Raw genomic sequence first — 3,532 nt, 5'->3', positions numbered from 1 at the left:
ACGGCCATGCGCTGGAACGGGCTGTAGTTGTCGGCGACGATGGCCGTGGTCCAGCGACGGTGTCCCACCATGTGCGCCAACACGGCGCGGTAGCGATCGATGCCGCTGATGCCGTTGCTGCTGTCGAACACATCGGGCACGCGCATGCCCAGCTTGTCGTAATACGGTACGGGCTTGCGCAGCTCGTCGAAGGCGGTGGAATACGGCACCAGTTGTTCGGCATCCTGCCACAGCCCGCGCATGTACAAATCCAGCCGGCGCTCCACATCGGCGAACAGCACGCCGTGGCGCTCGCGCTGCAACACCGCCCGGCTGTCGGCCGACTTCAGCGCGAAGTACTCCTCCTGCCGCTCGGGATGCTTGCCGTAGTTGCGGATGCCGTACTCCACCCAGTTGCGCACGCCCGCCATGGACAGCTGCGCGAACAGGAACGGCGCCTGCTGGAAGAAATGCGGCAGGCCCGGGCTGGGAAAGGTGGTGTGATGGCCGTGGATGGAACCGGTAGTGCGCTGCATCAGTTCCAGCGCAATGTCGAGATAATGATGCAACTGTTCCAGCGAGTGCTGCCGGCGCGCCACCGGGGCCAGGGTTTGCAGGAAGGGCGCAATGGCCTTGCCGTTGGGCGACTTCTGCATCGCCTGGATGGTCTGCATCACCGCCGGCAATGCGTCCTCGCCCAGGGCCTGTGCCACCGACGGCCACTCCTCCATGAAGGCCAGGATCGGTTCGACGCCACGACCCAGCCGGCCGATGGTGCCGGCGGCATCGAGATAGGCGGACAGGCCGTCGCGGCTCAGCACCGCCAGCGCTTCCACCATGCAGTCCTCGAACACCTCGCGCACCTGCGGGAAGCCGCTGTTCAGCTGCTTCCAGTAGGCCTTCATCAAGGGATGTTCGTATGCGGTTTCGGTCATGGCGTACATCCAGGAATTAAACGCAAAGACGCAAAGTACGCAAAGGGCGCAAAGATTTTCGGTAGGAGCTGCTCTGCCGCGACGGGCGCGTCGCCACACCCACGCACCTAATCGCGCTCCTAGGGATTTTCACGCAGATTTACCTTTGCGCCCTTTGCGTTGAAAGCTTTTTACTTTGACTTTCACCTTACGCGAAGGTCGCGTCGATGGCGTGATCCAGCGTCTCGCGGATGTCGGCATCGTCGGTGATGGGCCGTACCAGCGCCATGCGGCAGGCGTCGCGCGGCGCCACGCCGTCCTTGATCAGGGTGGCCGCGTAAACCAGCAGGCGGGTGGAGATGCCTTCGTCCAGGCCGTGGCCCTTCAGGTTGCGGGCGGCTTGGCCGATCTTCACCAGCTTGCCGGCAACGGCCTCATCCAGTCCGCTTTCCTTGGCCAGGATGCTGGTCTCCAGCTCGGCCTCCGGATAGTCGAATTCGAAGGCGGTGAAACGCTGCTTGGTGGACTGCTTGAGGTCCTTCATCAGCGACTGGTAACCGGGATTGTAGGAAATCACCAGTTGGAAGTCGGGGTGGGCCTCGATGAGCTCGCCCTTCTTGTCCAGCGGCAGGGTGCGGCGATGGTCGGTGAGCGGATGGATCACCACGGTGGTGTCCTGGCGTGCCTCCACCACTTCGTCCAGATAGCAGATGGCGCCGATGCGCGCGGCGGTGGTGAGCGGGCCGTCGAGCCAGCGCGTGCCGCCGGCCTCCAGCAGGTAACGGCCCACCAGATCGGAGGCGGTCATGTCCTCGTTGCAGGCCACGGTGATCAGCGGCTTGCCCAGCTTCCAGGCCATGTATTCGATGAAACGCGACTTGCCGCAGCCGGTCGGCCCCTTGACCATCACCGGCAGGCGGTTGCGGTAGGCCGCCTCGTACAGGGCGACTTCATTGCCCTGCTGCTGATAGAAGGGTTCCTGGCGAACCTTGAACTGTTCTTTGTCGCTCATGACATTCTCCTGTGCAAATCTGCATGCCGCCGAACCCGTGGTGCGGTGTTCGCTGGCATGCACTCTGCCTTGTCCATATTACGCGCGGGTCTGTAGCGCAGGAAGAAAAACGCCCCCATGAAGGGGGCGTTCTCCTTTTTCAGCTTGGGAGGCGACGTACAGAAGCCTGCTCCGGGGTCGCATCCCCGCAAGCGGGGCCCCTGCTCCGCCCTCCGCAGGGCGGCTATCGCAGAGGCGACGGCAAGTGAGTTGCTTGGACTCGCCGCCTTAGCCTGCTCCGGGGTCGCATCCCCGCAAGCGGGGCCCCTGCTCCGCCCTCCGCAGTCTTACTTGTGCACGCCCAGCTTTTCGCGCCAGCCCGGGAAGATCTTGTCGGCATCCTTCGGGAACGACTCGAAGGCGCGGGCGAACTCCTTGTGCTCCTTGGCCCACTCGATCGGGTCGGCCTTGGCCTTCCAGCACTCGTAGGCCTGACGCAGGGAGATGGCGCCGGCGGCCGGGGAGTCGATGTGGCCGTAGGAGCCGCCACCGGCGGTGTTGATCACGTTGCCGTGGCCCAGGTTCTCGAAGAAGCCGGGCAGGCGCAGGGCGTTCATGCCGCCGGAGATGATCGGGGTGGTCGGCTTCATGCCGTACCACTTCTGGAAGTAGACCGGGCCCTGGCACTCGTCGCGCTCGATCATGTAGGCGATGATCTTGTCGTCGCCTTCGCCTTCCATCTTGCCGTAGCCCATGGTGCCGACGTGGATACCGGAAGCACCCTGCAGACGGCTCATCTTGGCCAGCACGAAGGCGGTGTAACCGCGCTTGGAGCTGGGGGAGGTCACGGCGCCGTGACCGGCACGGTGGTAGTGCAGGTACTGGTTGGGGTACTGACGGCGGGCGGTGGTCACCATGCCGGGGCCGCCGACGTAACCGTCAACCAGGAAGGCCAGCTTGTCGGCGTCGGGACCGAACACTTCCAGTGCGAAGTCGGCGCGGGCGCACATTTCGTAGTGGTCGTCAGCGGTGATGTTCATGGAGAACAGCTTGGCCTGACCGGTTTCGTCCTGGGCGCGCTTCATGGCGTCGTACACCAGGGGCAGGGTCTTCTTGATCGGGGCGAACACCTGGTTGCCTTGCGGCTCGTCGTTCTTGATGAAGTCGCCACCCAGCCAGAACTGGTAGGCGGCCTTGGCGAACGGCTCCGGACGCAGGCCCAGCTTCGGCTTGATGATGGTGCCGGAGATGTAACCACCATCGACCACCGGACGTCCGAGAATGCGCCACAGGTTGGAGATGTCGGTGGCCGGGCCGTCGAACATCTGGATCACGCGCTCGGGGACGTAGAAGTCGACCATCTTGGCGTGTTCGATGTCGCCCATGCCCTGGTTGTTGCCGATGGTCAGGGTCAGGAAGGACACCAGCATGAAGCGGCCATCGATGACGTTGCGGTCGAACAGCTCCAGCGGATAGGCGATGCGCATATCCTCGGTGGCTTCGTCGATGTAGTAGACCAGGGCGTCAACGCCCTTGGTGAATTCGTCGGTGGTGGAAACTTCCACGTTGGTGCCGGTGGAGGACTCGGCGGCGAAGTGAGCGGCCGCTTCCAGGTAACCGTAGCCGGACTTCGGCTTCATCTTGTAGG

Annotated in this window: 2 protein-coding genes and 1 pseudogene; all 3 read right to left on the bottom strand. The window is 63.8% G+C overall.

Annotation, left to right across the window (positions count from 1 at the left end; all coding sequences use genetic code 11):
* A pseudogene (locus tag PHQ87_RS15045) lies at nucleotides 1-914 on the bottom strand (hypothetical protein); the annotation flags it as partial.
* 187 nt (nucleotides 915-1,101) lie between these two features.
* A complete protein-coding gene (locus PHQ87_RS15040) occupies nucleotides 1,102-1,905 on the bottom strand; it encodes a CbbQ/NirQ/NorQ/GpvN family protein (RefSeq protein ID WP_300236113.1) in 804 nt (267 codons plus the stop codon).
* A gap of 326 nt (nucleotides 1,906-2,231) precedes the next feature.
* Nucleotides 2,232-3,532, bottom strand: a 1,301-nt coding sequence (locus PHQ87_RS15035; protein WP_300236111.1) for a ribulose-bisphosphate carboxylase, incomplete at its 5' end; no start/stop codon positions are given.

Source organism: Hydrogenophaga sp. (genome assembly GCF_028698005.1).
Classification (GTDB): domain Bacteria; phylum Pseudomonadota; class Gammaproteobacteria; order Burkholderiales; family Burkholderiaceae_C; genus Hydrogenophaga.
The sequence above is the reverse complement of the archived record's forward strand: the minus strand, read 5'-3'. Positions and strand labels throughout refer to the sequence as shown.